General features: G+C 49.2%; 27 protein-coding genes. 17 read left to right on the top strand and 10 right to left on the bottom strand.

Annotated elements, in window-relative coordinates; all coding sequences use genetic code 11:
- The first annotated feature begins 172 nt into the window (after positions 1–172).
- Positions 173–1114 (top strand): sugar phosphate isomerase/epimerase family protein, encoded by a 942-nt coding sequence (locus D4L85_RS24225; protein WP_119756737.1) that lies wholly within the window; start codon positions 173–175, stop codon positions 1112–1114.
- Positions 1115–1198: 84 nt separating this feature from the next.
- Here D4L85_RS24225 and D4L85_RS24220 read toward each other — a convergent pair whose 3' ends face one another.
- Complete coding sequence (locus tag D4L85_RS24220) at positions 1199–1789, bottom strand: Ig-like domain-containing domain (RefSeq protein WP_119756736.1); 591 nt, start codon at positions 1787–1789, stop codon at positions 1199–1201.
- A gap of 730 nt (positions 1790–2519) precedes the next feature.
- On the opposite strand from D4L85_RS24220, the gene D4L85_RS24210 reads away from it, so the two are divergent.
- Both D4L85_RS24210 and D4L85_RS24205 read left to right on the top strand, forming a co-directional pair.
- Complete coding sequence (locus D4L85_RS24210; protein ID WP_119756734.1) at positions 2520–3743, top strand: hypothetical protein; 1224 nt, start codon at positions 2520–2522, stop codon at positions 3741–3743.
- 249 nt (positions 3744–3992) lie between these two features.
- The gene (locus tag D4L85_RS24205; RefSeq protein WP_160143968.1) at positions 3993–7430 is read left to right on the top strand and encodes a T9SS type B sorting domain-containing protein; all 3438 of its coding nucleotides are present in this window, start codon (positions 3993–3995) and stop codon (positions 7428–7430) included.
- Positions 7431–7467: 37 nt separating this feature from the next.
- On the opposite strand, the gene D4L85_RS24200 is transcribed toward D4L85_RS24205, so the two are convergent.
- The 3 genes from D4L85_RS24200 to D4L85_RS24190 all read right to left on the bottom strand — a co-directional run bounded on the left by D4L85_RS24200 (position 7468) and on the right by D4L85_RS24190 (position 9492).
- Positions 7468–8199: a DUF4386 domain-containing protein gene (locus tag D4L85_RS24200; RefSeq protein ID WP_119756732.1), complete on the bottom strand. Its 732-nt coding sequence runs from the start codon at positions 8197–8199 to the stop codon at positions 7468–7470.
- A gap of 179 nt (positions 8200–8378) precedes the next feature.
- Complete coding sequence (locus tag D4L85_RS24195; protein ID WP_119756731.1) at positions 8379–8918, bottom strand: DUF2911 domain-containing protein; 540 nt, start codon at positions 8916–8918, stop codon at positions 8379–8381.
- 28 nt (positions 8919–8946) lie between these two features.
- Positions 8947–9492, bottom strand: coding sequence for a dioxygenase family protein (locus D4L85_RS24190; protein ID WP_119756730.1), 546 nt, complete (start codon positions 9490–9492; stop codon positions 8947–8949).
- A gap of 500 nt (positions 9493–9992) precedes the next feature.
- Here D4L85_RS24190 and D4L85_RS24185 point away from each other — a divergent pair, with 500 nt between their 5' ends.
- Positions 9993–10379, top strand: a complete 387-nt coding sequence (locus tag D4L85_RS24185; protein WP_228450607.1) for a hypothetical protein — start codon at positions 9993–9995, stop codon at positions 10377–10379.
- A gap of 56 nt (positions 10380–10435) precedes the next feature.
- On the opposite strand, the gene D4L85_RS24180 is transcribed toward D4L85_RS24185, so the two are convergent.
- Positions 10436–10864 carry a DUF2147 domain-containing protein gene (locus D4L85_RS24180; RefSeq protein ID WP_160143967.1) on the bottom strand — a complete coding sequence of 143 codons (429 nt, stop codon included), beginning with the start codon at positions 10862–10864 and terminating at the stop codon, positions 10436–10438.
- 424 nt (positions 10865–11288) lie between these two features.
- On the opposite strand from D4L85_RS24180, the gene D4L85_RS24175 reads away from it, so the two are divergent.
- Positions 11289–12110 (top strand): alpha/beta fold hydrolase, encoded by an 822-nt coding sequence (locus tag D4L85_RS24175; protein ID WP_119756728.1) that lies wholly within the window; start codon positions 11289–11291, stop codon positions 12108–12110.
- Positions 12111–12187: 77 nt separating this feature from the next.
- Here the strand turns inward: D4L85_RS24175 and D4L85_RS24170 are convergent, their stop codons facing one another.
- The gene (locus D4L85_RS24170; RefSeq protein WP_119756727.1) at positions 12188–13168 is read right to left on the bottom strand and encodes a GlxA family transcriptional regulator; all 981 of its coding nucleotides are present in this window, start codon (positions 13166–13168) and stop codon (positions 12188–12190) included.
- Positions 13169–13345: 177 nt separating this feature from the next.
- On the opposite strand from D4L85_RS24170, the gene D4L85_RS24165 reads away from it, so the two are divergent.
- The 6 genes from D4L85_RS24165 (at position 13346) to D4L85_RS24140 (ending at position 16684) form a co-directional block, all read left to right on the top strand.
- Complete coding sequence (locus D4L85_RS24165) at positions 13346–13837, top strand: SRPBCC family protein (protein WP_119756726.1); 492 nt, start codon at positions 13346–13348, stop codon at positions 13835–13837.
- A gap of 98 nt (positions 13838–13935) precedes the next feature.
- Positions 13936–14406: an SRPBCC domain-containing protein gene (locus D4L85_RS24160; RefSeq protein WP_119756725.1), complete on the top strand. Its 471-nt coding sequence runs from the start codon at positions 13936–13938 to the stop codon at positions 14404–14406.
- A 136-nt stretch (positions 14407–14542) separates the two neighbouring features.
- Positions 14543–14992: an SRPBCC family protein gene (locus D4L85_RS24155; RefSeq protein WP_119756724.1), complete on the top strand. Its 450-nt coding sequence runs from the start codon at positions 14543–14545 to the stop codon at positions 14990–14992.
- The gene (locus tag D4L85_RS24150) at positions 14973–15302 is read left to right on the top strand and encodes an ArsR/SmtB family transcription factor (protein ID WP_119756723.1); all 330 of its coding nucleotides are present in this window, start codon (positions 14973–14975) and stop codon (positions 15300–15302) included. The genes D4L85_RS24155 and D4L85_RS24150 overlap by 20 nt, the downstream gene beginning before the upstream one ends.
- A 12-nt stretch (positions 15303–15314) precedes the next feature.
- On the top strand, positions 15315–15695 hold the full coding sequence (locus tag D4L85_RS24145) for a SnoaL-like domain-containing protein (protein WP_119756722.1): 381 nt from the start codon (positions 15315–15317) through the stop codon (positions 15693–15695).
- A gap of 137 nt (positions 15696–15832) precedes the next feature.
- Complete coding sequence (locus tag D4L85_RS24140; RefSeq protein ID WP_119756721.1) at positions 15833–16684, top strand: DUF2911 domain-containing protein; 852 nt, start codon at positions 15833–15835, stop codon at positions 16682–16684.
- 58 nt (positions 16685–16742) lie between these two features.
- Here the strand turns inward: D4L85_RS24140 and D4L85_RS24135 are convergent, their stop codons facing one another.
- Positions 16743–17642 carry a LysR family transcriptional regulator gene (locus D4L85_RS24135; protein ID WP_119756720.1) on the bottom strand — a complete coding sequence of 300 codons (900 nt, stop codon included), beginning with the start codon at positions 17640–17642 and terminating at the stop codon, positions 16743–16745.
- A gap of 35 nt (positions 17643–17677) precedes the next feature.
- Positions 17678–18151, bottom strand: a complete 474-nt coding sequence (locus D4L85_RS24130; protein ID WP_119756719.1) for a GNAT family N-acetyltransferase — start codon at positions 18149–18151, stop codon at positions 17678–17680.
- Between the two features lie 156 nt (positions 18152–18307).
- Between D4L85_RS24130 and D4L85_RS24125 the strand changes: the two genes are divergently transcribed.
- Entirely contained in the window at positions 18308–18700 is a 393-nt protein-coding gene (locus D4L85_RS24125) for a rhodanese-like domain-containing protein (RefSeq protein ID WP_119756718.1), read from the top strand.
- Positions 18701–18718: 18 nt separating this feature from the next.
- Here D4L85_RS24125 and D4L85_RS24120 read toward each other — a convergent pair whose 3' ends face one another.
- Entirely contained in the window at positions 18719–19612 is an 894-nt protein-coding gene (locus tag D4L85_RS24120; protein ID WP_119756717.1) for a helix-turn-helix transcriptional regulator, read from the bottom strand.
- A 178-nt stretch (positions 19613–19790) separates the two neighbouring features.
- Here D4L85_RS24120 and D4L85_RS24115 point away from each other — a divergent pair, with 178 nt between their 5' ends.
- On the top strand, positions 19791–21278 hold the full coding sequence (locus tag D4L85_RS24115; RefSeq protein WP_119756716.1) for a pyridoxal phosphate-dependent decarboxylase family protein: 1488 nt from the start codon (positions 19791–19793) through the stop codon (positions 21276–21278).
- 57 nt (positions 21279–21335) lie between these two features.
- Positions 21336–22148, top strand: a complete 813-nt coding sequence (locus D4L85_RS24110) for a class I SAM-dependent methyltransferase (protein WP_119756715.1) — start codon at positions 21336–21338, stop codon at positions 22146–22148.
- Between the two features lie 197 nt (positions 22149–22345).
- On the opposite strand, the gene D4L85_RS24105 is transcribed toward D4L85_RS24110, so the two are convergent.
- Positions 22346–23410, bottom strand: coding sequence for a nucleoside hydrolase (locus tag D4L85_RS24105; RefSeq protein WP_119756714.1), 1065 nt, complete (start codon positions 23408–23410; stop codon positions 22346–22348).
- A gap of 192 nt (positions 23411–23602) precedes the next feature.
- On the opposite strand from D4L85_RS24105, the gene D4L85_RS24100 reads away from it, so the two are divergent.
- The 3 genes from D4L85_RS24100 to D4L85_RS24090 all read left to right on the top strand — a co-directional run bounded on the left by D4L85_RS24100 (position 23603) and on the right by D4L85_RS24090 (position 25438).
- Entirely contained in the window at positions 23603–24487 is an 885-nt protein-coding gene (locus D4L85_RS24100) for a DnaJ C-terminal domain-containing protein (protein ID WP_119756713.1), read from the top strand.
- Between the two features lie 6 nt (positions 24488–24493).
- On the top strand, positions 24494–24787 hold the full coding sequence (locus D4L85_RS24095) for a chaperone modulator CbpM (RefSeq protein ID WP_119756712.1): 294 nt from the start codon (positions 24494–24496) through the stop codon (positions 24785–24787).
- Between the two features lie 144 nt (positions 24788–24931).
- Positions 24932–25438 (top strand): hypothetical protein, encoded by a 507-nt coding sequence (locus D4L85_RS24090; RefSeq protein ID WP_160143966.1) that lies wholly within the window; start codon positions 24932–24934, stop codon positions 25436–25438.
- Positions 25439–25441: the final 3 nt, after the last annotated feature.

Raw genomic sequence — 25441 nt, 5'->3', positions numbered from 1 at the left:
TCAGCTGCCAGCCCCATTAACACAGCCCCAACAATACATCGCCAACAAATTTCCATCAAGCAACGCTTCGCCCCCCGAACCGATCACGTTCCATATCCCCCAAAGAAATAAGAGAACAACTTTTGATCAATAGAATTTTTAAATTAGCCATACATCCATAAAAAAAATCACCATGGCCACGCGTTCCCAGATATTCCTACTGACCACCGGCATCTTTCTCCACCTCATTTTCACACCCGCTATCGGCCAACAAAAAAAGAACGCCAAAGACAAAGCGACCGTTACTGCTTCCCTCAACGCCTATTCCTTCAGCGACCTGCTAACCGCCCGCAACACACAAGACCAGCAGCAAGTCTACAGTTTGCTTAATTTGTTGGAATGGTGTTCCTCAAAGAACATAAAGGCACTCGACCCCACCGCCTATTTCTTCCCGACGTATCCGGAAGTGCCCTCCGATGACTATCTGAAAAAGTTCAAAGATCGCGCCGCCGAACTGGGTGTTGTTATCAGTGGAACAGGCATCCGAAACAATTTTGCGTCGCCCGACCCCAAGGTACGCGCAGAGGGTGTGCAATTGGCAAAGAACTGGATTGTTGCGGCCTCGAAAATGGGTGCCCCGATCGTGCGCGTCTTTGCCGGCGAAGTTCCCAGCGGATACGAAGACCGATGGACCGAAGTAGCCGACTGGATGATCGTCTGCTTCAAAGAGTGTGCGGCCTATGGAGAACAGTATGGTGTTAAGATCGGGATCCAAAATCACGGCGACATGCTGCAAACGGCGGAGCAATGCATTTATGTCATGAAGGGTGTGAACTCCAAATGGGCAGGCCTTATCGTTGACACCGGGAGTTTTAAAACCGCCGATCCCTACAAAGACATCGCTGCCGTTGTTCCCTATGCCATCAACTGGCAAGTGAAGGAGAGTGTCTTCGGCCTGGGCAACGAGATCCCGACAGACTATAAGCGTTTGGTCAGGATCATTAAAGACGGTGGCTACCGAGGCTATCTACCCGTTGAAACATTGGCGGTCCGCGGCAAACCGTATGATCCTTTCGCGTTGGTGTCTGAAATGATCAGGGAGCTTGATGCCGCCATTCATGAGGTCTACCAATAAGCTCTCCGTCTTTGTTGAAGCGCTTCACCAAGAACGTTAGCCGCCAGCGACCCGCAGCATTGCAAAACAAAAAGAAGCGCTCAGTTAATTTACCGTGAGCCTTTGTCCTGCAATCGCACGGGCATCGACTACGGCCGTGGCCGATTTGGCCAAAATCACGTAACTGCCCGAAGCTCCAAGATCAATAACTCCAAGTGTAGATGTGCTATCGGCCGTTACAAACACCCACACCTTGCGGGGTGCCAGGTGATGTCCATTCATGTCTTTTACCCCGGTGGTAATCGTTGCCGTATAGGGTTTACCCGCCAAGAGCCACTCGTTCGGTGTAAACGTTGCGGTTACTCCCGAGTAGACCACTTTTCCGGGGACTAGTTGTGTCCCGATCTGCAATATAAAGGTTGAGTTGTTGATCGTTGAGGAATCCATTTTTTCACTAAAAGTAAAAACAACGTTTGTGTTGCGGGCAACACCGGTAGCATCACTTGCCGGACTTGTGGATGTTACGGTTGGACCTGCTCCGGAGATGGCATCATTATTATCCTCATCATCCTTACTACAGCTTACCATAGCTACGATTCCCAACGTCACCATGATTGAAAGGCTTTTTAATAATCTCATTTTTAAATTGGTCAATAGTTTATCGATTGATTTTTTTTTACCGAATAGGCGACGCATTTAAAGGGCATGAAGAAATACTGTTGGCGGGCCTAATGGATGCCTCGACGAACCGGATGGAATCTCCGTTATTCGTCAGTTCATACTGAACGCCTGATAAGAATGATGCCAAAACAAAGGGCTTCGAAAAATGGCTGCCGGGTTGAGTTTACAAATCAAGGAGAGGTTCCGATGAGGTCTTATTACCCCTCCGAATGGAAAAAAATACCCGATTTTCAGAGGTTCGGCTTCATGGTTCAGAATGTGTTGATTCTGTATTAAGCTTGGTTGTACCCGCTCCTGCCACTTCGCAACGAGCCTCCCGTAAAACCCAGCCCAGCCTCTGCTGATGTCCTGCTCAAGGAGCTTGACACCGCTATCGAAGAAGTGTATCGATAACCCACAAAATTTAGTCACCGGCCACCGCCTTTGTTGGTGTTCTTCACCAACAAACCCAGCCGCCAGCCACCCCGTTGAGTCAGACATTGTTTGCTTCCATAAAAAGTTGCTTCCCATCATCCACGGGAGATCCCCCCTTTTGTCCACCAACAAAAGTCAGCCCACCAGCCACTCCGTTAAAATTCCCCACAACGGCCTGGTTCATTATTCCCCATTCCAGGTTATAACCCGTCAATATCCTTCACCCTACCGGCACACGCATATCATGGTTTTCCGTCATTACATCTGATCCCAGCTGTTGCTAGAATTGCATTGCCCACACGGGCATTTTTTTAACCAATGTCAAAATACTATGAAACAAAAACTTTCAATGCTTGCAGTGGCGGTTATACTGCTGATTTTTTATGGTTGCCATCCCGGCGACGCGGATACCTTACAGCCGGGAAAGATTATTTTTTCTTTTAAGAAACAAGAGCTTGTCACACCGGGAGGAAAAGTAAAAGATGCGGTCACCCCGGCCTTCGCAAGTTACACGCTGAAAAAGCCAGACGGCTCAACGATCAGCGCTAAAATAGAGCTGACCGCATTCAACGGAAGCTTTGTTACGTCACCACAGCAATTCAGTGTTGGGCAATACAGTTTGGAACAATTCCTGATCCTGGACTCCGATGGCAATACGATTTATGCGGCCCCGATCGCAGGCACTGCCATGTCAGCCTTGGTCGAGCATCCTCTGCCCTTATCTTTCGATGTCGCCGTAGACAACGTTACGAACGTTACCCCGGAGGTATTGGATATAGAGGATCATACCGCGGAAGATTTTGGCTATGCAACGTTTGGCTTCGTGGTGGTCAAAGAGTATACGTTTACCACGACGGCAACCATTGCCGATAATGATCAGCACAGCGCTGTGGATTATACCTTGGAGATCGTTGCAAAGGACCAAGCGCTGGGTACGGTCAAGTGGACAAAGACCGTCAACTTATCAGCTGCCGGCACCATACAGGTCCCGGCCAAATATGGACATTACACCTTTAAGGCCACCAAGACCGACTACCTTCCACATGAGCAGCATTTCCTGGCGGACGAACTATCGGGACTAAGCAGTCTTGCCTTTGAATTTATACCGGAATCATTGGACGGCTTTATCGTCCGGGAAGTAGATGGTATGAAAGCATATTTCCCCAACCAGGACAATCGTTGCAAGCTTTATGCCCGTGTTGATATTCCTGAGGGCTATCGTGTAGGATATCTCTATGTGGACAAAAGCGCATCGTCCCCGTCGAGCGTGCCCATTTCGGACGTGTCTTTCCTGGAATGTTACCACGATTTGGGCGGCGTTTGGACAGCGTCAACCTGCGGCAACAATGTCAACGTCTTTCATAACATCCCCTTTTCAAAAGCCGAAGACTTTTGCACGCATATCGACCTTTCTGCAACGACGTATGTTCAGACAACCGATGATGCCTTGCTGGAGTCAACGATTTTTGCCGGACATTATAATCCTGGAGATGCCGAGTCAACGGAGTACCCGATCCTGTCTCTCTATCAAGCTTGGCAACCCATCCATCCGTAAGCGCGACTTTCTACAGAAAACACAACAAGAAGCAATTGAAAGCCTGGTGAACAACCAGGCTTTCTTGTTTAAGAGCACTATCCAAAACTAGTCACAGGGTAAACACCGGAGCTCTGGATCCGGAAATCGAAAATGACCCGCGCCAATGTATCCGCAAAAAAAGCTATCTTTACATCGAAAAAAACCGGCATCCCTACGATCCGTTCCCTCTGTAAGTTATTGATGCTAAAATCGTTAAAAATTAGTTTGATGATCCGGGTTGCCGTTCCCTTCGCAGGTCTTTTCTTGATGCTTTGCGGTTTTTTCAATGTTGCGTGGGCACAATGTCCGGCGCCGACGGAGGTCTATTTGCCCGTGGGCGACCTCGCGAAATATGACTACTTCGGTTTAAAGATCGACACGTATGGAGACTATATGGTGGCGAGCGAGATGCTCCACGATTCGTTGGAAGTAGAAGCCGGTCTCTTGCACGTGTACCGGCTCGATGCCTCCCAACAATGGAAGGAGATCGCGCAACTGACTCCCTCCGATCCCCAGATCTATTTACGGTTTGGCATGAACGTAACCATCGACGCCACATCGATCGTGGCTTCGGCACAATCGTACGACGACGCGGGCAATCTTGCCAACAAATTGTATGTGTTCGAAAAGGTACCCGGTTCGGAATGGGTGTCGGGCACAGAATCGTACCAGCTCTTGGGCACGCCGTACCTCGACGCTCCCGTGCTGAGCGAAAATAACCTCATTGCCCTGGCTTCACAGTCCAGCAACCAGGGGGTTGCCGTATTTACAAAAACGGGTGGAGTCTTCACACTCACCCAATTCCTTCCCTTCCCGGTGGACGAAAACGGCATGGCATTGCCCTTCCCGGTATTGACGGCCGGCGACGGCTTGATCGCCGCCGGATCGGCGATGTTCCAAAATGCAGACGGCACCGTCGGCACGGTGATCTTGTATGAAAAAAACGGCGCCACGTTCTCTACTTCACCCGTGGCCACATTGCGACCCGCTGACGATGTGGGGGGCATGACTTACGGGCGCCAAATAGCCATTCACAACGGAAACGTATACACCGGTGGCTGGGTAACGGGAGATAACGGCACGGGTATTTTTAAGAGTCTCCTCCACTTTTATGAATTTAAAAAACCTGTGTCGGGTTGGGCCAACGCCAAAACCAATGCTGCCGTGAAGACCCCCTATGGCACGAGTGAGAGCCTGATCGTAACCGACGACGAATTCTTCTTTGGCGGCTACCAACAAGTGCACGCCTACAAGAAGAATGGCAGCTCGTGGTCATCGGTTACCCTGTCGATGGAACTGTCAAAGCCGGCTTCCAGCACCGAATTTTTTGGCCTTTGGATGAGCCTGACCAATAACCACCTGGTTGTGGGCGGGCCGGCCGCTGGTGGCATTCCTACGCCTGCCACCCGGGAAGCCATAATCGATTACTACCGGCCTCCGGGTGGTTGGGCCACCAACACGCCGCCCCATCAGATCATCACCAAAACCACGCTCAACGCCGCGGGCGATCTTTATGGAAGCAGCATCACGTCACTCAACAACGAGCTCTTTGTCGGCGCCCCGGGCGATGACGAAATGGGACTAAATTCGGGTGCCGTATACGTGCACACCAAGGGCAAGCCGACCTCACCAGCGGTGAGGCTCTTTGAGCCCAAAAGTCACAACCGATCCGGTTTCGGTCAGAGTATTGCGGCAGGTGACAACGTACTTGTTGTCGGTGCGCCCTTTGTCGATTCGGTGGGCAACAACGGGATCAACGTGTTTGACCGCATGGGCAAAGCCTATATTTACAAGCGTACCGCCTCCGGGTGGAAATATCATTCCCAACTCGTCGCCCCCACCCTTTCGATGAACGGCTCCTTTGGACAAACGGTGGCCTACTTCAATAAATACATTGCCGTATGTGCGTATGATTTGACCACGTACGAAAGCGACGGACGTGTATACCTCTACAAGGAGAACGATGCCGGCAAATATGTCTACCTCGCTACCTTACGACCTTCCATAGACATCAAGCACGACTTCTTTGGTCGTGCGATCGTGATGAGTGAAAACACGATCGTAGTGGGCACCGGTGACACCGAACGCGAGGTGGGTCACAAAATGCATGTGTTTGTATTTGAAAAGCATGGCGAATGGAAAAGCGCAACGGAAGACGCGCGCTTGCTGCCAACCAACAAAGGGTATGGCGACATGTTCGGCTACAGCGTTGCCATGGAAGGCGACCGCATTGTGGTGGGAGCACCGGGATATCCTGGAACGGCCCTGTTGAACGACCAGTTGTTCTATCGCGGTGCGGCGTATATTTTCAAGAGGCCGGCCAGCGGCTGGAACGGTACCGTCAACGAAAGTGCACAGTTAGAGCCCAGCGATGCCACGTCTCATGGGAACTTCGGCTACAGCGTAGCCATCGATGACGATCAAATTTACGCCGGGAGTCCTTTCGCGATCGATAAAGCCGAGTATCCAAATTATGTCACCAATCACGACAACACACTGAAACCCGGAAAAGTGTACCGCTTTGTCCGCAACGGCAGCGACTGGCTATCCACAAAACAGGAAGACGAACAAATCGCGTCCATCAGTCCCGATTGGTTGGATGGATTTGGTTGCAGCCTGTACGTGACCAATCACAAGCTGTACATCGGTGCAACCTATGCAGATACAGAACGGGGATTTTGGTCGGGCAGCGTAGAGACCTACACCCGGGCTCCGCTTCAGTTCGACATTCCCGAACTGCCCGTGTCCTGCGACGACCGCACGCTGAAGCTCGACGCCGCCCCCGAAGGTGGTATATGGTCCGGTCCCGGTGTGACGGCCGACGGCACATTCGACCCGAAAAATTTTACAAACGAAAAGATCTCGCTACGGTATCACTACACTACAATCGCCGGCTGCCAAACCGACACAACGGTGACGGTAACCGTCAACAAGCTCTTGCCCGCATCGCTTACGCCCGGTCCAACACTGTGCATAACAAGCCCGGTCACCCTCTCGATCACCCCCGTTGACCCCGGCGCCACGGCGACCTGGATGAACGTGTCGACAAACACGCCCGCACAGGGATCGGCGTCGGCCCTGGTGGTGGATGCATCCGGTTCATATGTCGCTACCGTTTCGCGCGATGGGTGTACCGTTGAGACGGCGCCGGTCGTCGTCAACAAGTTCACGCCCCCGGCACTCACGGCAAGCCATCCCTCTATTTGCAACGGTGTCCCTGTGACGATTTCCCTGACGCCGTTCGACAACGACGCCACGGTGACCTGGACCGACCTGTCGACACACGCGACGTTGCCAGAGTCTGGTGGGTCGATCACCATAAAAACAGGGGGAACGTTTTCGGCAAGCGTGTCGCAGAATGGATGCGTGCTCGAATCGCCGCCAATAACCTTGCAAAATATGCGTGACAGCGTGTATGTGCCCAACATCTTCACACCGAACGACGACCACTATAATGATTACTTCGAAGTGCGCGGTGAAGATCTATCGCAGTTCAATCTGCGGATTTACAACCGCCTGGGGACTCCCGTGTATCACACCGACGATCCGGCCTTTCGCTGGACCGCCCCCGACGTGAGCACCGGTGTATATTATTGGAACATCACTTACCTCGGCTGCGACAGTGAACAAAAGCATATAAAGGGATGGGTGCATGTCATGCGGTAGACACGCGAGGGGCTTTCGCATCCATTCGCTTCCCTTGTTAGCTTCGTCGTACCCGCTCCTGCCACTTCGCTAAATTGACGCCTTTCACCAGCAGCCAGAGGCCCAGCAACAATTCGGCTATAAAGCAAGGCATCAGAATGAAAGGGAACAATTGACTGGCCACTTGGGGGGCAAGAAGCAATGTGAACGTATTCACGATATAGCACACACCCGCCACCTGCATCAGCACCCCTAGCGCCTTTGGAAAATAGCCCGACCGGAAGATCAGATAGCCTTCCACCAAACATACAAACCCAAAGAAGATGAGCCCGATGCCAAAGCCATGGTCATGTAGTTTGATAAAAATGTAGGATAGCGCGTGGAGTTGATCGGGATCGATGGATTTCAAGTAAGGTGCATCGGCCAACACAAATAGCGCCATCAACAGATTTAATTTGTTGGCCACCAAAACAGCGGTCTGTATCAAGTTGAACAGCAAGTTTAGCAAAGCAAGATTCCGGTTGACCGGCCGGAGCAAAACATAAAAGATCAGCATTAAGGGAATATCGCACACCTGCATGACGAGGTCGACACAAATACCAATGCGCCACAGCAAAGGAGAAGCAGCAATTTGGTGGGCCGTGGCGGCAGCATCTCCCGGCACAAAGAGCTTGCCCCTGACGAAGAACTCTCCAAACAAGCCCGCTACGATGATAATCAAATACAACACGCCACCCGTTCGGGCATAGGCTTGTGGTGAGAATCCGTTTTCCTTGATCACTGCGTTCATTTTAACGCAAAGTTAGCCGTCAAAAACTCTGCAGCCAGTAACCCCTCAACTATTTGGTGTATTCGTCACTTCTTCATCATCCTTCGCCTCACCCACATCACATAAAACGCCCAGACGCGCCGTTCCCGTATTGGGTGACGTCGCATCTGGGCGTTTTATGTGCTATGGATGTTGCCGCGCTACTTCACAGCAACCGGAACTTCCACATTCTCCCATTTCAATGAAAACCCATTCTTGTCTACGACATAGGCAAGCTTTTCATTCGGGGCTGCCGATTTCTTTGGCTTTACGTTCACGGCAAGCACGTCTTTTGCCCTGTCGAGATTAGCATCTCCTCCCTTCTTAACACCCCATTGGCCCGTCTCGGAATTGAAAATGATGGTCCACTCCTTTTCACCGGGGATGGCAAATAAACTGTATTTGCCTGCGGGCAGATCCTTGCCTTCCACTTTTATGGGGCTGCTTGTCTCAAAGATGGTGGCCTCGTTGGCGCCTGCCCTCCAGGCTTTTCCATAGGGCACTAATTCGCCCCAAATTTTTCTTCCCTTCACGGATGGGCTGCTGTAATCGATGGTGATGTTCGCCGTGCCGATTTTTCCGGTGGCTTTTGCCGGCGGACTGGGCCGGTTGGCTTTATCGCCTTGGGCAAAGACCACGGACGTAAAAAGAAACGTACACATAAAGGCAAGAAACAGCGTCATTTTTTTTTGTGTTTTCATAGTGTATAAAATTTAGTTAGGGTTGTATTCATATGTATATATCGAACTGGCCATGTTGTTCGCCTTCCGTTTTCTTTATCGCCAGGACGCGCGAAGACTCCGCATTTTTTGCAAAATCGTTTTGCAAATTGGGATCGCCTTTGAAATATATTTGCGACGTCAATTCCTTAAAGCCATCGGCCCGGACTTTAAAGTGTATGTGCCTCGGCCTCGATCCATAGGAAGGTGGAAAAATTGTTTTAAAGGAATATTTGCCCTGGCGATCCGACTTCACCAGGCCACGGCATTTGAATCCGCTGTTGTCGTAGTTCCCGCGCGAATCGCAATGCCAAATATCGATCGTGGCATTTGCGACCGGTGTGGCACAGTCCGACGATTGAAAAATCGTTCCGGTGATCGTTAACGCCTCTCCTTCCGTTTCAATAGTAGTTTTTAAAGGAGCACCCGCTTTGTAGTAAGGACCTTCCGCATCGCGTTGTGTTCTGCAGTCCCGCGAAACCAGGGCTCCTGGCGTTCCGAAGAGCTTGAAGACCGGAAGCAACGTCAAGGAAGCCACAAATGATTTTCGTTTCATGATCTACCCGTTTAATACTTGCTAGAACTTTCTTTCTGTCCGACAGTATTGAGGCCTGTCTTGGATTGGCGCAATTTCTGAGAGCACCCCGTCACGTTCAAATTTTCGACTGATTCCTACTACAGCCGTTTGCTCATCTAAGGTGGCTAACGAATTTGAATTATTAATAGACAACGAAATCCATCAAATGTCGATTCAAGGCATGTGAACTTTCTGTATCGAAAATTACTAAATTATAGATCCCTTTGCTCAACTTACAGATGGCAAACCATGCCACCCAAAGCAAGAAAAAACCGTTCCCAACGAAGTACCCCAAATCCCGGAGCTTCCGGCATTCACTAGTGAATCTTGAGAAAAATATTGATTTTTATCCGCGTGATTTGGAACGCCACGGAACCACTTTGGTTTCAGCCCGATGTTGGTCAATCGAATACTCCAAAAATGCTATTCGTGTGATGATCTCCACAGGGACAGGCGCGATTTAAAATAACCATCGAACCATGAAAAAATTAATGTTGCCGTTGATACTCACGGTATTGCTATCGTCTTGCATCCCTGACCGCGTAAAAGAAGAAATAAATGAGGGGATGATGGTTGCTCAAAAAATGCTGGCCGATCAGGAGCTCAAAAAAGCCATTGCATACATAGAATTGCATAAGCTCAGAAATGGAAGTTATCCAAACGCTTTGTCTGACTTGAAATTCCTATCGGCAATGGATTCATCCCTATTCAATTCTATTGAGTATACGAGACTTGACTCTGTCTATGAATTAAATTTAAATACTGAATTTTCTTCCTTTGGCGGTGAAGGAACAAAAGAGGTTCCATTAAAATATCCGCCAGAATTTTGGAAAGGATTGGGATGCGCAAAGTCAAATGTCAAATGAGTTGTGTGGTCTTCTCCGCTGTAAATGTCAATTCGAAACTACTTTGCTAGTTCGGGCTATTCTCTTCTATTAAATACCATGCTCCTGCCAAGCCATCTGAATCTCCAGTAGCCTCTGACCACCAGGGTATTTGAGTTTGTCAGCTGAACTCTGGCATCGTACGTTTTGCCTGAATTGGGATCGTAGATCTTGCCCCCTCCCCATACGTCATTTCCCTGATACGAGAGCTTTTCAACCAACTTCAATCCGAGTAGCTTCCGGCTCACCAGCCTGGGATCGGGATTCTCGATGTCGACTCTGGAGCGCATGATCGTTTCAGTAGCACATTGGTAATAGGTCATCGTCCCCACGAAATGAGCTCCTTCTTTGGATATTTTTATCAAAAGATTTTTCTCTTCGGATTCCCACACCCCAATCAATCGCTCGGCCGGTGACATCACATTAATTCCCGTCGTCCCTAAAGACAAGAATAACGCTATTCCCATGGTCATTGATTTTATGATTCCCGTATAGTTCATTCCGTGGGCGAATAAGAGTTGCCGTGCTTGTCAGCAACCTCTTTTAATTAACCGCTTATCCGACCGGGGATTTTCAAAAGAATGGCAAAAAAAATTCAGAAGCTTTCGCAGGAAATGTAAGATACGCATATTTCAGGCAGCGCACGACGAAGTAGGGATATATATATGACATATGGCCAAGGCTGCGTTCCCTGCAGGAATATAGAATGTCCCACCAAGCTTTCGACGCTCAAAAAAATAATATCCTTCGCAAACGTTCGAACAAAGAAAAGAACACGCTCGATCTTAGAATACGCAAATCGCATGTTCCTGGCATCAAACATTCGTGTTAACTTAAGGATTCGTTAGGCACGATGACCTTATTAACAAACAACACAAAAACCCTATTAAAATGAGCAAGATCACAGTAAAAGACGGCACAGAAATTTATTACAAAGATTGGGGAACAGGCCAACCCATTTTCTTTCACCACGGTTGGCCTTTATCCGGCGATGACTGGGATGCACAAATGATGTTCTTCCTGAACCTCGGGTTTAGAGTGATCGCGCACGATCGCAGAGGACACGGAAGATCCTCACAAACCGCCGAGGGGCACAACATGGATACTTACGCGGCGGATGTTGCTGAGCTTACGAAAGCGCTCGATTTGAAAAATGCCGTACACGTTGGTCACTCCACCGGTGGCGGCGAGGTGATCCGCTATGTTGCAAAACATGGACAAGGACGTGTCGCGAAAGCGGTGTTGATCAGTGCAGTCACTCCCCTCATGGTTCAAACGAAAAATAATCCCGACGGCATTCCGCTGTCGATATTCGACGAGATACGTACCGGCACCGCGACACAACGGCCTCAATACTTTCAGGATTTCACCATTCCCTTCTATGGTTATAATCGCGAAGGCGCAAAAATATCGCAAGGCATCCGCGACAATTGGTGGCGTCAGGGCATGATGGGCGGGATCAAAGCACATTACGATTGCATCAAAGCTTTTTCAGAAACCGATTTTACGGAGGACCTCAAAAGCGTGCAAGTGCCCGTACTGGTAATGCACGGCGAGGATGACCAGATCGTGCCGTTTGCACTCACGGGGGCAAGAGCTGTTAAACTCTTAAAGAATGGAAAGCTCATATCCTACCCCGGCTTTCCGCATGGCATGCCGACAACTGAGGCCGCCAAGATAAATGCCGACCTCTTGGCGTTTATTAAATCCTGACAAACAGGGAGCTCCTTTAAATATTCAACAATAAAAAAGCTGTCTTCAGAAGTGATGACAGCTTTTTTTTCAGACACTCACGAAGCCAATACCGGCTCCTTATTATACTTCGCCCGGTAATCCAAAGGCGACATGCCCGTGATCCTTTTAAAAACTTCCCGGAACGCTTTGTCGTCGGAATAGCCGACATCGTTCATGACTTCATAAATACTTTTTCTTCCTTTCTCCAACGTACTCTTTGCCACTTCCACCTTCACACGTTGCAGATATTCCACCGGGGTGTTGCCGGTGGCTTTGATAAAGCGCCGGTCAAAGTTACGCCGGCTGATCGCCAGCCGGGAAGCCAGGTCTTCAAAAGAAATTTTCTCACTGAGGTTTTCTTCAATATAGGTTTGTGCTTTGCAAACCAATTCGTCGCCATGGTTTTTCTGCGTTTGAAAAATATGAAAGGGCGACTGTGAGTTTCTTTCAATATCGATCTGAAAGATCTTCGAGCAATAGATCGCGGTCTGGCGATCGAAATATTCTTCCACTAAGAAAAGCATCAGATTCAGGAAGGAGTATCCCCCACCGTTGGTGTATATTCCTTTCTCGGCAGTGATCAGTTTTTCGATGTGAAGGTTGATGTTGGGGAACAGTTGTTTGAAGGGAGCTTCCACGTGCCAATGCGTGGAGCAGGTTTTTCCTTCCAGCAAGCCGGTAGCGGCCAACAAAAATACGCCGGTGCAAATGCTCGCCACTTCGGAACCGCCTTTGTATTGTTCTTTGATCCAGGTGATCAGTTCCTTGTTGTCCTCCATCACATGTTCGTCATAAGCAAGAGACGGGATGATCACCAGGTCGTTCTTTTTTACTTCCCGGATGTTCACGGGATTGACCGAAAAGAAACCGAGATCCATTTTCAACTCCTTTACAAAACCGGCGATGCGGACTTCGATCATCGATTTGTTGCCCATCGCCCGCCAATGTTCGTTGGCACGGGTCAGAATTTCATAGGAGCCGGTGATGCTGCTCAGGTTCACATCTCCTTTGGGGACGACTATCGTTACTTGTTTCATGGCGAAAAGCTTTAACCAAAGATGGGTGATTATTTTGTCCAAATCAACCCGACACAATGTCTATTTCACACTCCAATGATACCAAATTCAGACGGTAGTTTTGTCTTGTTCTTATGAAAAAATCAGTCACGAAGGAAAGATCCTTTTAAATATTTCAAACAGCAAAACCCATAGAAAATGACAGCAACAACAGATTTCACCACTACGGTATTGGTAGACCAGACTCCAAAGGAAGTTTTCAACGCCATCAACAACGTTCGCGGATGGTGGTCGGAAGACATTGAAGGCGGCACGAGCAAACTCAACGACGAGTTCGACTATCGCTACGAAGAGATTCACCGTTGCCGGATCAAGCTCGTGGAAGTTATTCCCGACCAGAAAGTCGTTTGGCTGGTGCTGAACAACTACTTCAATTTCACAAAAGACACCACCGAATGGACGGGCACGAAAATCAGTTTTGATATCTCCAAAAAGGACAACAAAACAGCGATCCGCTTCACACACTTGGGATTGACCCCGGAACACGAGTGTTTTGATGCGTGCTCCGATGGCTGGACCCATTATATACAGAAAAGTTTGCCCGGCCTCATCGCCACCGGCAAGGGTATGCCGAACGGCAAGAGCAAACCGGCCAGAACCCAACACGAAGAGAAATTGCGGTCGGCCTAAGCTGTCGCAACATCTTTGATCCGCTTGCCCCGGAGAAATGGCCTAAGATCCGGGGCAGGCTTTTTACAATTCAGTCCTATTTATAAACAAACCCTAAAATGAAAACGCAAGACTACACGACAACCATAACGGTCCATGCGACCGCACAAGAAGCCTTCAAAGGCATTAACAACGTTACCAAATGGTGGACCGAAAATCTGGAAGGCCGGTCACAAAAGCTGAACGACGAATTTACCGTTCGGTTTGGCGAGGTACACGTCTCCACACAAAAACTAGTGGAAGTCATTCCCGACAAAAAAGTAGTATGGCTCGTTACGTACAGCCATCTCAATTTTATTGAAGAGAAAGACGAATGGACCGGCACGAAGATCAGTTTCGAGATCTTCGAAAAGGATAAGACGACTCAAATCCGCTTCACACACCTGGGCCTGGCTCCGGAAGGTGAATGCTTTGATGCCTGCTCCAATGCCTGGAGTCAGTACGTACAACAAAGTTTGGCGAGCCTGATCAACACCGGCAAGGGCCATCCTACTCCTAAGGAAGAGAAAACGGCGGCAGCGCAAAACTAACGCCATGGCCGAGCCGCAGGCAGGCAGTAAACCAAATCAACAGAAGCGACAAATAAATATTTGTCACTTTTTTTCTCCATCATTTGGGTAACTTAAAAGTTACCTGTACGTTTGAGTAACTTAAAAGTTACATATTATGACCAAGAGCATCCATCACAAATTCTTCCTTCCCCACCCGCCTGAAATGGTGTGGGACTATCTGACCAACGCCGAACTGATGGCGCAGTGGCTGATGAAAAATGATTTTCAGCCCATCGTCGGGCACGACTTTCAATTCAAGACCAACCCGATCCCCAGTCTCGATATCGACGGCATTATGTATTGCACCGTGCTGGAGATCGTTCCTCTCAAAAAGCTCTCCTATTCCTGGAAGGCCGGACCCGGTGGCGGCAAGATCACGCTGGACACGTTGGTCGTATGGAAATTGCAACCCAACGAAAAAGGTACGGACCTGTTGCTGGAGCACAGCGGCTTTTCGGAAATCGAAAACCTGAAACTGTATGAGGGCATGACCGAGGGTTGGTCGAAAAATGTACAAAAGATCGCAGACCGTCTCAACGCCAAATATGGTACAGCCCAGATTTGATGCCTTCCAGGCCATCGCCGACCCGAGCAGGCGGAAGATGTTAAGGCTGCTCTCCAAGGACAGCCTTACCATCAACAGCCTGGGGGAACATTTTGACATGAGCCGCCCCGCTGTTTCAAAACATATCAAAATATTGCACGCCGCGGGGTTCATTTCGATCCAGGACATTGGCCGGGAGCGGCATTGCACCTTGAAGCCAGACGGCTTCCACCACCTGCAGGAATGGATCGACTACTTTGACAAATTCTGGGTATCGAAACTAAAAAAGTTAGAGACCCTGCTACATAACAAATCACTCAACAAAAAATAAATCCAAAACTTTATGACAGCGAAAACAAAAGAAGCGCTGACCACACAGCAAGTGGCAGACCGTTTTGACACATTAGCCCAAGAAGAACGTTGGTTCGAGATCCAGGATGAGCTTTTTGCCGACAATGTGAGAAGCATAGAGCCTCCAAACTCAGCGTATCTCCAGGATGCAGAAGGCAAAGGTCCCGTTCGCAAAAAGGGTGAAGCTTTTGTGGCGAAGGTGCAGGCCGTTCACCGGATGTATACCACCCATCCCATTGTGGGTGGCGATCATTTTGCTGTGGGCCGGGAAATGGATATGACGGTGGAAGGTCATGGACGAGTTGTCATCAACGAACTCATGGTCTATAAAGTAAAAGATGGCCAGATCGTCCTGGAGCAATTCATCTACTAGTAAGCCGTGACGATCGTGTCTCCTCATCCGCGACACGGTCGTCGCGAAATTATCGCTGCGCCCGTTAAATTTACTTGCCTTGTTTGTAACGCCAGACAAACGTGCTGGTCGCCTTCCGAAACCCTCAACCATCCAATATGAAAACATCTTTATTTTGCCTCTTTGCTTTTGCAAGCATCACCATCCATACGGCGGACGCACAGGAGATCCGAATGAAAATACCGGCTGCCAGTTCGGGGCAGCGGATCGAACAGGATTTTGGACTGGGGACGATCTCGGTGAAGTATTATAGACCCAATACCAAAGGCAGAAAGATCTTTAGCGGCGTGGAGCCGTATGGGATCGTTTGGCGGACCGGCGCTAACAACGCCACCGTGATCCAATTGACGGACACCATCCAGGTGGAAGGCCACACGTTGCAGCCCGGTGCCTATTCACTTTTCAGCATTCCCGATGCCAATGAATGGACCGTTATTTTCAATAAAAATATCGACCAGTGGGGAGCTTACTCCTACGATGAAAAACAAGATGTGCTTCGCGTGAAAGTGAAGCCAGCTAAGTTGACCGCCAAGGTTGAAACGTTAACCATTCAATTTGCCGATGTGCATGAGGAAGATTGCTTGCTTCAAATCCTCTGGGAAAACACGGGCATCAATCTTCATTTAACAACCGACGTTGACAATCGCATCATGGCTAATATTCAGGAAGCGATGAAGGGTGAACGGAAGCCTTATTATATGTCGGCTATCTGGTGTTACAATCATAACCGGAATCTTGACCAGGCACTTCAGTGGATGCAGGAGGCGGACAAGGCACAACCGCAGGCTTATAATGTGAAATACTGGTTGGCGAGGTTGCAGTTGAAGACGGGAGATAAGAAGTCAGCGGTTGCGTCGGCGAATGCGGGGTTGAAGTTGGCTTCGGAGGAGAATAATGCGGAGTATATTCGGTTGAATAAGGAGGTTTTGCACGAGGCGGGGGTGAACTAGTTTCGGCTTTGGCAGTCTGAAGACTGCATCTATGCACAGCACAAGTGGAACACTCGCGCTAAACATCGAATTGCAAGTTGATTTCGTGTTGCAGGAATTCAACGAACTGCGTGAAATATGGCGGGTATGTCTTATGGGCCATCATCGCCACATAGTGTTTTCGTTTTAATCCTGCCTTCCCAATCTTCACAGCTCTCAACGCGTTATGCCGGAGGTAGGGCTGTGCTGCCCACTTCGCCATGACCATAATTCCCATATCTGCCTTCACCATTTCAATGGATGCCTCGGTTAGCGGAATGGGCGTGATCTTTTTGGGAGTTACTTTGGCCGGCGCCAGGAAGAATTGATGCACCGTGACCGTTTCCAGCGGCAGGGAGTGGATGAGAAGGTGCTCGTTGACAAAGTCTTTTGGAAGGACAAATTTTTTCTCCACCCAGGCGTGGTGGCTGGGAACGATGACGACCATCTCGTCCTGGAACAGCTCAATGTATTTTAGCTTGTCATTCTTCACCGGATCGCTGGTGATGGCCACATCCAAAATCCCGTTCAGCAATTTTTGCAGGGGATAGTGTGTGGCCTCGGCAACGATCTTTAAATCGACATTGGGATATAAGAGTTGAAACTGCTTCATGACCGATGGAAGCCAGTGGTAGCTGGAGAAGCATTCCGTACTGATCTTGATCTCGCCAAATTCGCCGAAGACGCTTTTCTTTATTTGTTGCTCCGTCTCAGCAAGTTTGTCCAAAATCTCCTTTGCCGTCTCGAACAATTTCTCGCCGGCCTTTGTGAGCACCATCTTTTTATTGACGCGGGAAAATAGTTTGGTGCCGATGTGTTGTTCCGCTTCCTTCAGCTGATAGCTGAGCGCGGATTGGGTGAGATGAAGTTTGTCTATGGCTTTGGTCAAACTTCCCTCTTCAGCAATGGCTTTGATTAACTTTAAATGACGGATCTCCATAGGGAAAATCTAAAAATGGTTTAGCTGAAAAAGCGCTATTTATAAGCTTTATTTGCGGCTGTTGGCTCAAGAGAGAATCGCATCTTTTCCTTTGCCCTCGCTCCCACCCGGTTGTAAAATTTGATAGCCCGCTCGTTAAAGAGGGGTGTCTGCCATTGAATGTTTACGCATTGGTTTTGTGTAGCAATGTCCACCAGGAGGTCAAATACTTTCTTTCCTATTCCCAAGTTCCTGTATTCGGCATTCAGATACAAACAATCGAGATATAAAAACCGCCGGGCATCCCAAGTCGAAAAATCAAACGTGAAAGTGAAGTAGCCGACGACGGATGCCTGGGATTCCACCACGTAACAATACAAAGAAGGCGATCCGGCGAAGATCGCCCTGTGGAGTGCCTCCTGTTTTCCATCCGGTGAATAGGATGCCCGTTCGTGGGCTGCATGGCTTCCGCATAAGCTTACCAGAACCGGCAAGTCGCCCTGTTCACAGGGCCGGATGTTATATTCCATAGAGAAGAAATGGTTTCCATAAACTCAAAGGTATCATCCCGCCACGGCTCCGTCTAAATTTTTGTCTATGAATTTTATACATACCCTGCATGAAATCTTTTTGTTTTTCCGGAAGTCACCGTTTTCATAATCTTGTAAAATAAAATGCATCAAATTATGAACGCACAAATTAAACATTACGAAGACAAGCTGGCCTATGAAATGGATCCCTCCGACCTGTTCGCAGCGCTAAACAATGGTGAAAAAATCATAGCCCTGGATGCCCGCAAGCCCTTTGGATACGAAGCCGAGCACATTCCCGGCGCACTGAATATTCCCCATCGTGAAATGAACGAACAAACCACAAAACACCTCGACAAAGCGGTGTTGTATGTAACGTACTGCGACGGCATTGGATGCAACGCATCCACCAAGGGAGCGCTGAACATGGCAAGGCTTGGCTTCAAAGTAAAGGAATTGATGGGCGGGATCGAATGGTGGAAGTTCGATGGCTATGAAACGGAAGGGACCAAAGCGGCAAAAGGTCTGAAGATCGAATGTGCCTGCTGACCAGGCGGAGCAGCATGTCTATTCCGGGATAGCGTTCAGTGATTTTTCTTGCCTGAATGAGGATGGTGTAACGCCAAATCGTTTCTTGAATGAACGGCTAAAGTGGGAAACGCTTTCAAAACCGCTCTCGAAGGTCGCTTCGCTGATGGTTCGATGACCATCGCGCAAAAGACGCAGGGCGTGATTTAATCTTTGCTCGAGCAACCATTTGCCCGGCGCGGTTTTGTATATTTTTTCAAAATCCCTTTTAAATGTCGAGAGGCTCCGGTTGCTTAACTCAGCATACTGTTCCATCTTCAGATTGAAGCAATAGTTTTCATCCATGACCCGTTGCAACGACACGTGTTGTGGTTCGTGGAGCAACGAAGCAAAATAGGATAACAATTCGGGGTTATGAGGACTTTCTGCAATGGTCAGGATCAGTTCTTTAAACTTCAGCTCCAGCAAAGAACGGTCGGGCTCGTGGCTGTCGCTGAAATAAGAGGAGATCGATAGAAAAAATGCCGACAATGCATCGCTTTTATCCAGGATCATCACCGGTTCAAATTTTCCGATCTCATTGTTCAGCGGTGTTGATCTTGTTTTTAGCGTGTTGCAAATGAATTCATCCGGAATAAAAAACAGGACAACACAAAAACCGTTGTCGAGAAAATTCTCAAAGATCCAGGCGCCCTTTCTCACAAACACACACGTCTCCTTGCCGATGTCGTACGACTTATGCGCCGTGTGCCAGATCTTTCTGCCATCGATCACATAAAACAGGTAGTTGTACTGACTCCAAAGATCGGCAAACCGCGTTTTCATGAGGCGTGCTTCCAGCGGGCAATTGAAAACCGTGATGAGCGAATCGCTGCAATTGAATTGGCGATAATAGTTCGGGTGTTGAAGAACTCTTTCGTAAAAATTTACCATGTTGTCTGCAGGTGAATTACGGTAAATCGTCAAAATGGTTTTGAACGACCGGGCCAAACACACCTTGAAAGTACTTATAAAATCCGATCAAATGAACCGCTCAGGCATATCTTTGAGCCATTAAGTAAAGCCCGCCCCGGGGGAAGTGACTAGTTTTGATGGATCACAAAACAATACCATGTCACCCGATCGGACTTCCCCTGCCGCCCTGAGCAAAGCTGAGTTTAGAAAGGTGGGCCATTACCTGGTCGACACCATCTCTGATCTCATGGACCGTTTCGGAGAAGGCCCTGTCACGACCGGCGAAACGGCCAACCAACTCCAGGCCATTCTGGGGACCGCGTCGTTACCCGAAACGGGTGTTGCGGCCGATGTCATCATGAAGCGGGCGGTGAGCTTGTTGTTCAATCACTCGCTCTTTAATGGGCACCCCAAGTTCCTGGGATACATCACCTCGTCGCCCGCTCCCATTGGTGCGTTGGCCGATCTTTTGTGTGCGGCGGTTAACCCGAATGTCGGCGCCAATATCCTGAGTCCGATGGCCACGGAGATCGAGAAGCAAACCATCCGGTGGCTGGCTGAATTCATTGGCGTTTCCCCGGCGTATGGAGGCATCCTGGTGAGCGGCGGGAACATGGCCAACTTCACGGCCTTTCTGGCCGCGCGAACAGCCAAGGCACCGAAAAGTATAAAGGAAGAAGGAATCTCCACGAACCACGCGCCGCTGGCGGTCTACTGCTCAAAGGCCACACACGCCTGGATTGAAAAGGCCGCTTTCTTCTTTGGCGTCGGCGCCAACGGCATCCGCTGGATTGAACAGGACGACGCCGGCAAAATGCGGATCGACATGCTGGAGCAGACGATCACCCGGGATCTCCAAAACGGCTCCGCTCCGATCATGGTGATCGGCAACGCGGGCGACGTGAGTACAGGTGTTATCGACGACCTCAAATCCATTGGCGCGCTTTGCAAGACCTACAACTTGTGGTTTCATATCGATGGTGCCTATGGCGTGCCGGCGGCGGTTATCCCCAAACTCAAAAATGTATTCGCAGGAATTGAAGACGCCGATTCCATTGCGCTCGATCCTCATAAGTGGTTATACAGTCCCTTGGAAGCCGGTTGTACTTTGGTGAAAGATCCCCAGACCCTGATCAATACCTACAGCACGCACCCGGTGTACTATAATTTTAACAGCTCCGAATCTCAACACAACTATTACGAATACGGCTTTCAAAACTCCCGGGGTTTCAGGGCGCTGAAAGTGTGGGCCGCCCTGCAGCACATCGGACGGGAGGGCTACATCCAGATGATCGGCAAGGACATCGAATTGTCGCAGCTATTTTTCCAGCTTGCCACACGCCATCCCGAACTGGAAGCCATCACCCAAAATCTCAGCATCACCACCTTGCGATACGTTCCCACCGATATGCCTGGCGACGCGGAGCGAAAGGAAGCTTATTTGAATACGCTCAACGAAGACTTGCTGAACAGCCTGCAGCGAAAAGGAGATGTCTTCCTATCCAATGCCGTGATCAAGGGGAAATATTGTCTCCGGGGGTGTATCGTTAATTTCAGAACATCAGAAAAAGACATCGAAGAGATCATCAACATCATCGTGAAAGAAGGGCGAAAAATTCAGATGGAATCGGTAAACGTCCTTTGACTTATATCCATGCGTGACAACAAAACACAAAATAAAACATAGCTTAACTAAAAAAAGATGAATCCAAACAAACGATTATGGGAAAAAGGCGACTTCACCCGCATCGCGGAGAGCATGCGGGAAAGTGGCACAGACCTGGTCGCCAAACTGGGTATCACCAAAGGTTTAAAAGTTCTTGATCTCGGTTGTGGGGATGGCACCACGGCCATACCTGCGGCGCGGCTGGGCGCCAATGTTCTGGGTGTCGACATCGCAGAGAACCTGGTGAAGGCCGGCAACGCCCGGGCTAAAGCCGAAGGGCTCACCCATTGCACCTTCCAGGAAGGCGACGCCACCAACCTGCATGAACTGAGCGACCACACCTTCGATCTCACCGTGAGCATCTTTGGCGCCATGTTCGCGCCCAAGCCATTTGATGTGGCCAAGGAAATGGTGCGCGTGACACGCCCTGGCGGACGAATTGTGATGGGCAACTGGATTCCCGGAGACCCAACGCTGGTAGCACAGATCTTGAAGATCAGCTCGGCCTACACGCCCCCGCCCCCGGAAGGGTTTGTGAGTCCGATGTTGTGGGGCGTGGAAAGTAATGTGATCGAACGTTTTGGCAGCGCCGGTGTGCCGAAGGAAAAGATCTCCTTTGCGAAGGAAACTTATCAATTTATCGCGCCCTTTGCCCCTGCCCAATTTGTGAGCAAATTCAAGATCTACTATGGACCGACCATGAATGCTTTCGACGCCGCCGAAAAGAACGGCAAAGCCGCCGAGCTGCAACACGAGTTGGAGACGCTGTTCAGCCATCAGAACAAGAGCGGCAAAGAAAGCAGCACGTCTATACCGGCAACGTTCTTGAAAGTAACGGTTCAGCTTTGAAAGGGACAGCGTCGAGCGACTGGCCCCTGAACCCTCGCTTCAAACGGGTACTGCGATGCTGCGCCGTGAACGTGCATGTTTTCATGCAATGTCTGTGGCCCAGCTTCCTCAACCTTGTCCAAAAAATCTTCATGCTTTGAATAACCCCAGGCTAAAGCCTGGGGTTTACATGCCCACTTAAAAAAGCAGACGCAGGCTCACTTGCTTTGACTAAACAAGGATAGCTTCGAAAAGAAATCTTCCAACAGCAAATGACAATCCAGTTCCGTATAGACCCGGATATTTCTTCCCGTCGTATTCACTTCATACAATCCCTGGCTATTGATCAGCGGTGCCGGCCGAAGCACATAGCGGCTTGAAGAAGGATCTGCTTCAAACGACGACTGAAGGGCCGTCAACAGCACCAAAGGGCTGTCGCCGATGACATAGGTTTCGCCGATGTTAAAATTATACTGTATCGCAAGTTTCATAATACGCTCCAGATTACCCGCCAGATACCCTCCGATTTTTCCTTGTCCCTTCACTTTGAGCACGAGCGACGAATACGGGATCAACACCTGACGATAGCTGCTTCTCGGAATTTGCCAGACGGCTATTCGCGATTTATTAAACACCACCTGGCCCGCCTTGATATCGATGCCCAAATTATACTCCAGGCTCGTATACCCCGGGGGTGGCGACGCCAGTTCCACATATTCCGGTCCGCCGATCCAGATCAAGGTTAACCGGCTGGCGATTTCGGGTTTCATCAGCAAGGCGCTGGCCAGGTCTGTGAGCCCGGCGCCGCACACGATATACAAGGGTAGTTTCGTGTCGTTGCGCATCGCTTCTTGAACGATCGCATTGGCCGCGTCTGACGGTTGGGGAACGCTGTCGTTTGCCAAGGCGGTATTCGACCCCTGGTACACCGGGTACGATTTGCCCAGGTTCATCAGCGCCAACACCTCTTCGATTTTCTTTTTTGCATTGGCCGCCGTTACATTCGATGGATCGAAAGGATCGCCGGCCTTCAGATGCGAACCGATGATGGCCCGGATCTCCACGGAAGGCGACAAGAGGTGGTGCACCAATTGAAACAAGCCATCCGGATCGCCACTAAAATCGTTGTCAATGATGACGCGCATGCGTGGCTTTATGAGGTCGTCCGGAAACAAGGGCGATGACTTTTTTCCGGCATTGGTTGCCTGACCAAAACCCGCAACACTCGTTAAAAAACACAGCAGCGTTAGCGCATACAAGCAATTCCTTTTATTGAAGATCATTTATGTGGCTATTTTTTTATGAAGCTGTTAAAAATAGGATAACCTGGGTTCATTTAAAACAAAGTACATCGACAACTTCCAGGCGGGCCGTACAAATCTTTCTGAAACTCATGCTCCACCAATAATTCCGTCTTCCATTAACATTCGCATAGCGGAATGCGTTATTTTTAGGTATAGCCTAACTGCTCACCTATGGAATTTATTGACTACTACAAAGTCCTGGGGATCGATAAAAACGCTTCGGCCGACGACATCAAAAAGGCCTATCGCAAACTGGCCCGCAAGCTCCACCCCGACCTGAACCCGAACGACAAAGAGGCCCACAAGAAATTTCAGGCGATCAACGAGGCCAACGAAGTGCTCAGCGACCCCGAGAAGCGAAAGAAGTACGACCAATACGGCAAAGACTGGCAACACGCCGAACACTTCGAACAACAACGCCAAAGCCCACCGCGTCAGGAACACCAAACCACCACCGGCTACGACTTCTCCGACGAAAGCGGCGACTTCTCCAGTTTCTTCGAATCGATGTTTGGCGACGCCTCGCGGCAGCGACAACAAGCCCGATTCCGCGGTCAGGATCTCCACGCCGAACTTCACCAAACCCTGGAAGACGCCATGGTCACCCACCAACAAACCCTTACCGTAAACGGCAAAAACATCCGCATCACCATTCCCGCCGGCATCGAAAATGGTCAGGTCATTAAGTTGAAAGGTTATGGCGCCCCGGGAGCCAACGGCGGCCCGGCCGGCGATCTTTACATTACCTTCCAGATCGCCTCCCATCCCACCTTCAAGCGTTCAGGTGATGACCTGTTCACCACCGCCACCATCGATCTTTATACAGCGGTGCTGGGAGGCGAAACGACCATTGACACATTGAGTGGCAAAGTGAAATTAAAAGTGAATCCCGAGACCCAGCCTGGCACCAAGGTGAGACTGAAAGGAAAAGGTTTTCCAGTCTATAAAAAAGAAGGACAAACCGGCGACCTCTATGTCACCTTCGACGTGAAGCTCCCTACGAACCTCACCGATAAGCAACGCGAACTTTTTTCAGAACTATCACAACTTAAATAAGTCACAATGCAAACTACGGAAATGATATCTGCCCTGGATTTTTGTGTTCATCATAGCATTGAGCTGTCTTTCATCCGCACGCTGCAGGAGCATGGAATGATTGAAACGGTGACCCTAGAAGAAACGCTGTTTATTCCGAGCGTACAGCTCGAGAGACTGGAAAAGATCGTTCGGCTGCATGCCGATTTGGACATTAATGTAGAAGGGATCGATACCATCATTCATCTGTTACAGCGCATCGAAGAGCAGCAGGTGCAAATCACGCTGCTGAAAAATCGTCTTGAACGGTATGAGGATTGAACCGTTGTCTTTCTCCTTATTTAAGAAAAAACAGTCACGAAGTAATTCCATTTCCACAATGGCATGAAACATTATGATCACGCCAAAGATCATATCTTCGTCAATTGTGTCCCGCTTCGTACATTCGTCATTACAAATGCAAGCATGAAAAAAGTCGTTACTCTTAAAAAGGATCTTTCCCCAATTTGGGTCAAGATCATCGGTTTACTGATATTTCTAGCAACCCTTTACAAGGTGGTTTCGCTTACTTTTTTTGACGTTGGTCTACAAGTCTATATAATTTCGAACCTTATTGCAGTGGTCATCTGGGTAGGTAGGAAGATCGTTGTCGTGGACATGGACAGGCAAGAAATCCGGGAGGGGTTTTGGATTTTTGGGAATGTCTACCTTGACAAATATAAATTCTCAGGATTGGAAAAGATCTTTATAAACCGGGTAAATGATGTTCAGACCTTTAGACAACTTACGCGGTCAATAGACATTCACCATAAGTACTACAAAGCTTTTTTAAAGACTGTTGAAGGAGAAAAGATCTGTCTTGATGAAGATGCGGATAAAGACAAACTCATTGCAAGGTTAAAGGCATACAATATTGTACTGGAGACTGTCATTTTTGACAATTCTTCAACCGAACCTATTCAATTAGCCTGAGCC

The sequence above is a fragment of the Chryseolinea soli genome, from assembly GCF_003589925.1.
GTDB classification, from domain to species: domain Bacteria; phylum Bacteroidota; class Bacteroidia; order Cytophagales; family Cyclobacteriaceae; genus Chryseolinea; species Chryseolinea soli.
The sequence above is the reverse complement of the archived record's forward strand: the minus strand, read 5'-3'. Positions and strand labels throughout refer to the sequence as shown.